Source organism: Candidatus Methylomirabilota bacterium, from assembly GCA_035936835.1.
In the GTDB taxonomy this organism is placed as follows: domain Bacteria; phylum Methylomirabilota; class Methylomirabilia; order Rokubacteriales; family CSP1-6; genus AR37.
Map to the genome: position 1 here is coordinate 1 of DASYVT010000110.1, position 2,512 is coordinate 2,512.

Annotated in this window: 1 protein-coding gene; it reads left to right on the forward strand. The window is 67.2% G+C overall.

The genetic code is table 11. The annotated features are described in order from the left end of the window. The first annotated feature begins 732 nt into the window (after window positions 1-732). The gene (locus VGV06_08630) at window positions 733-2,082 is read left to right on the forward strand and encodes a dienelactone hydrolase family protein (protein ID HEV2055222.1); all 1,350 of its coding nucleotides are present in this window, start codon (window positions 733-735) and stop codon (window positions 2,080-2,082) included. Window positions 2,083-2,512: the final 430 nt, after the last annotated feature.

The following is a 2,512-nucleotide window of genomic DNA, read 5'->3' on the forward strand; positions in this document are numbered from 1 at the left end:
GCTCGGCCGCAAGACCCGAGTCGTGGATCTCCAGGATCTCCAGGGGCGGCGAGCTCAGGGGCAGGGCTGGCGCAGGATCGCCAGGGCGATGAAGGTGCCCACGACCACCCTCCGGCGCCGATGGAAAGAGTGCCAGAATTCCCCATACAAATTGAGAACCCCCTCTCCGAGGTTGACGGGGACCTCCGAGGCAGCAGAGGGAAAGCCCCCGGAAGGCGTCGCGCGGTTCCCGTAAGGTCTCCAAGTTTCTGGTGGATGATCCCGAATCGGTTCGTCGTGACCCTTGAGGCAGTGATCCAAAGGTCCGGTATCAAGGTACCCACCCGGCCGCGGCTGAATCGCCGCCTACCTCTCACTCGCGCTGCGAATCGACTTCGGTGATTGCGGGGGCCCGCAACCACCTGCAGGCAAACAGGCCGCTCGAGTTCAGCTTTGAAATAGCGACCTGATGTCAGCGATGAGGCCGGCGGGCTGCCAGCCCTTTGGTAGTCGGCCGCGGCCCGACCTTCGACCGATGGAAGCCGTCCGGCGTATCCGACTGGCGACTTGCGGAGTCTCGCGCCGATCCCCTATGCTGCCCTCTCACAGGTGCCAGGACCACGGAAATGTCCATCCGGAAGGCCAGTGAGTCAGGCGACCGGGTCGGGCCAGCCCGGTATATGCTGCCGAAGTGCGCCAATGCGGAGGGCCCAGCCGTGCGCGGCCATGAGCGCCGGCGAAGCGCGAGCTGACATGAAGGTTCCACTGATCGTCTGGATGGGATTTCTGAGCATCGGCGTGCTTGCCGCGCCGGTCGCTGGCAAGGCGGAGCCGACCATCGAGCAGTTCCGGTTCGATCCGCCCCAGCTGTGCCTCCGGGACATGTTCCGGTGGGGCTTCTCTTACCGGGGACTTCCCGGCGGCCTAGCGGCCGTGAAGGAGGTCGAGCTACGGGGGCTCTTGGAGGGGCGACCGGTACGCTCGCCATTGACCCCAACGAGAGACGACCTTCAGCGCTACACCGCCGACCAGGGCCGGTTCGAGAGCCACCGCCTGCACTGGCCGAGGAAGCCGCCGGCGGGCGAGACCGAGTTCCGCTACACATTGCGAGTCGTGCTCGCCGACGGACAGGAAGTCACGAGCGCGACGTCGTTGCGCTACGTGGACGCCTGTCCACCCCCCGCGGTCCACACAACGCTCGCCGCCGGGCCGACCGGCCGCATCGGCTTCCGGACCACCACGCCGACGATACCGGAGTTTCTCCAGGGGATCCGGCCCGCGTCCACGAGAGTGATCTGGGGGGACCTCGAGCTTCCGCCGGGGCAGGTCGAGCGGAGCCCGGCCGTGGTGCTCGTTCATGGCTCGGGCGGGGTGACCCCTCGAGAGGACCGATGGGCCGAGGAGCTCCGTCAGGCCGGCGCCGCGACGTTCGTCCTCGACAGCTTCACGGGTCGGAGCATCGCCATGACCGCCCAAGATCAGTCGCAGCTCAGCAGTCTCGCGATGATCGGGGATGCGTACCGCGCTCTGGAGCTCTTGGCAACGCACTCTCGGATCGATTCCGCGCGGATCGCCGTGATGGGATTTTCCAAGGGCGGCGCCGTCGCCCTGTACGCGGCGATCACGCGCTTCCAGCGTCTGCACGGGCCGGCCGGCGCGAGGTTCGCGCTCCACATCCCCTTCTACGCGCCGTGCTACTACACCTTCATGGGCGACGAGGCCGTGACTGACCGACCGATCCGTCTCTTCCACGGGGCGGCTGACGACCTCGCACCCATCCAGCTATGCCGAGCTTACGTGGCGCGGCTCCGGGACGCCGGCGCCGACGCGCAGATCACCGAGTACGCCGGGGCCTACCATGCGTTCGATCGCCCGGACGCCGGGCCGCCGCGCCGCAGTCCAGCCGAGCAGAATGCGAGCCACTGCTTCTGGGAAGAGCGCCCGCAAGGCCAGCTCGTGAATCGGGACAGCGGGCAGCCGTTCAGCCTGGGCGACCCGTGCGTGATCCTGGGTGGGACCTTTGGCCCGGATCCGGCCGCTTACCGTGAGGCACTTCGGGCGGTGAAGGTTCTCGTCGGGACGGGAACTCGGCCGAACCCCTGAGCCACGCCGCCGCCGTCCGCGGTCGAGGACGGCGTCACTCGCTCAGGATCTTGTCGGCCCACTCGGTGTGGGCCACGAGCATCGGCGGGACCGCGAAGGTTGCGTTCTTGCTGTGGCATCGGCTCCTGGGGGCCAGTGTCCGAGTCTGGCACCTTATGTCACGGGGATGGGCCGAAGGACGGGGAGACCGCTACAGAAGGTCTTCGTGTTGCCTTGTATGAAGCGGCTGGCCGTGTCAAGTCGTGGTGTGTGTCTCCTTATGTTGGGTTCACATCGTCACGGCTGAGTGATGGGGCAGTGGGCTCTGGTCTCGCGAGGTTCCGTCAGCCTTGTATTCGCGCTCGTCAAGGGCGAGGGGCACTCGCCGGCGCATAGGGGGATTCGAAGGGTGGGGGCGCCATCTATCCTGCGGCCCTGCAACAGCGGCCAC

Excerpts from the sequence above, each read along its gene's own strand:
- VGV06_08630 (HEV2055222.1), top strand. The coding sequence starts at position 733 with ATGAAGGTTCCACTGATCGTCTGGATGGGATTTCTGAGCATCGGCGTG.